This window comes from Porcipelethomonas sp. (assembly GCF_051893655.1).
GTDB lineage: Bacteria > Bacillota > Clostridia > Oscillospirales > Ruminococcaceae > Porcipelethomonas.
Window position 1 is genome coordinate 1 of record NZ_JBJFHN010000075.1, and the last position, 2,608, is coordinate 2,608.

A 2,608-nucleotide genomic window follows, 5' to 3' on the forward strand; every position below is an offset into this window, starting at 1 on the left:
TCTTTTCACATGAAAAGAAAGTAAATTAAGCATTTCTTTGTTACTTTCTTGTTGCCACAAGAAAGTAAATAAAAATAAAAATATGTCTTTCTTTAATGATTTCTTTTTAAAAGAAATCAGATATCCAGATTCTCCACATATTTGGCATTAGTTTCAATAAATTCCTTTCTGGGACCTACCTTATCCCCCATAAGGATTGTAAAAGTTTCATCTGCCTTGACAGCGTCTTCCATATTTATTTTAAGCATAGTTCTGGTTTCCGGATTCATTGTAGTTTCCCACAGCTGTTCCGGATCCATCTCACCCAGACCTTTATAACGCTGAACCTCCGGTTTTGTACCGTTTTCCGTAGTCAGTTCTTCAATATACATATCTCTTTCTTCATCAGAAAAGGCGTATTTTACCTTTTTGCCCCTGAACACTTTGAATAGCGGCGGCTGAGCAATATAAATATTTCCGTTTGTTATAAGCGGACGCATAAATCTGAAGAAAAATGTCAGAAGAAGTGTTCTGATATGAGCACCGTCAACATCGGCATCTGCCATAATTATTATCTTGCCGTACCTCAGCTTTGTAATATCAAAATCCTCCCCTATACTTGTACCCAGTGCTGTTACTACCGGCTGAAGCTTTTCATTTCCATAAACCTTGTCAATTCTTGCTTTTTCTACATTCAGCATCTTTCCCCACAATGGAAGAATTGCCTGATAGCGTCTGTCTCTGCCTTCTTTTGCAGAACCGCCCGCAGAATCTCCCTCGACAATATAAATTTCTGTAAGTTCAGTATCATGCTCTGAACAGTCGGCAAGCTTACCCGGTAAAGATGCGCTTTCCATTGCGGTTTTTCTTCTGGCTGTTTCTCTTGCTTTCTTTGCAGCTTCTCTTGCACGCTGTGCTGCAACGGATTTTTCAAATATAGCTTTAGCATCTGCCGGATTTTCTTCCAGATAGCACATAAGCTTATCCATTACCATTTTTTCTACAAAGCCTTTAACTTCCGGATTTCCCAGTCTGCCCTTGGTCTGTCCCTCAAATTCGCACTCAGTAAGCTTTACTGAAATTATCGCAGTAAGACCTTCTCTTACATCATCGCCCAGAAGTTTATCTCCGTCTTTTAAAAGATTAAACTTTTTACCGTATTCGTTAATAACTTTTGTAAGAGCGTTTTTAAATCCTGTTTCATGGGAACCGCCGTCTGTAGTATGGATATTATTAGCAAAAGACAGAATAACTTCATTATAGCTGTCGTTATACTGCATAGCTATTTCCGCAAAGGAATCTCCCTGAGTACCAGAAATATAAATCACCTTATCAGAAAGTGAATCCAGACCTTTTGTTTTATGAATATGCTCTACAAACTGTCTGATACCGCCTTCATAATGGAGTACTTCTGTTCTGGGATCTTCACTGTCCCTTAAATCACTGAATATAATTTTTATACCGCCGTTTAAGAATGCCTGTTCTCTTAAACGCTTAAGCAAAACTTCGTAATCATAGTGAGTATCCTCAAAAATTTCACCGTCCGCCTTGAACATAACAGTAGTTCCTGTTTCTGTTGTATCTCCGATTATTTCAAGGGGTTTTGAATAATTTCCTCTTTCAAATCTCTGGAAGTGAACATGCTTGCCGTCCTTTACAGTAAGCTCCAGCCACTCGGAAAGTGCATTAACTACAGACGCACCAACACCGTGAAGTCCGCCGGAAACCTTATATCCGCCGCCGCCGAATTTTCCTCCTGCGTGAAGTATCGTATAAACTACCGTTGCTGCGGAAATTCCCTCTTTCGGGTGAATTCCTGTAGGTATACCTCGTCCGTTATCTGATACTCTGATAACATCTCCCTCAAGAATTTCTACCCTGATTTCAGAACAAAAGCCTGCAAGCGCCTCATCTATTGAATTATCTACAATTTCATAAACCAAATGATGCAGACCTTTAGGACCTGTGGAGCCAATATACATTCCCGGACGCTTCCTTACAGCTTCAAGCCCCTCCAGTACTTGTATTTGGTTTTCATCGTAATTCTGATTTGCTGACATGTACTCTTCCTCCTTCCCTACTTTTTTGAAAAAAAGTAGGCAAAAAACTTTTATACGTATTTTATTTTACTGATTTTTTTTACATAAGGCTCGACATCTTACTAATCTGAACCTTAAGGGGAAAATTTGAAAAAAAGTAGGCAAAAAACTTTTAAACGTATTTTACTTTACTGATTTATTTTACATAAGGCTCGACATCTTACTTTTTGAAAAAAGTAAGACAAAAACTTTCAGACGTGGCTTACTTTACCGATTTATTTTACATAAGGCTCGACATCTTACTAATCTGAACCTTAAGGGGAAAATTTGAAAAAAAGTAGGCAAAAAACTTTTATACGTATTTTTCTTTACTGATTTATTTTACATAAGGCTCGACAGCTTACTTTGTAGGGGCGAGCATTGCTCGCCCTTCTTTTACTTTCTTGAAGCATCAAGAAAGTAACAAAAACCATGTTCATTTCTTGTCATGTGACAAGAAACGAACCAAAGAAACACACTTCTTTCTTTGTTCACACAAAGAAAGAAGCAAAGAAATGTAATGACATAAACTTCCTTTTGAACTGGAACGC

The 2,608-nt window shown here is 38.0% G+C and carries 1 protein-coding gene; it reads right to left on the reverse strand.

The features are described from left to right. Window positions 1–116 precede the first annotated feature (116 nt). Window positions 117–2,039 carry a DNA topoisomerase (ATP-hydrolyzing) subunit B gene (gene gyrB, locus ACI4WO_RS04435; protein ID WP_439806354.1) on the reverse strand — a complete coding sequence of 641 codons (1,923 nt, stop codon included), beginning with the start codon at window positions 2,037–2,039 and terminating at the stop codon, window positions 117–119. Between the last annotated feature and the right edge of the window lie 569 nt (window positions 2,040–2,608).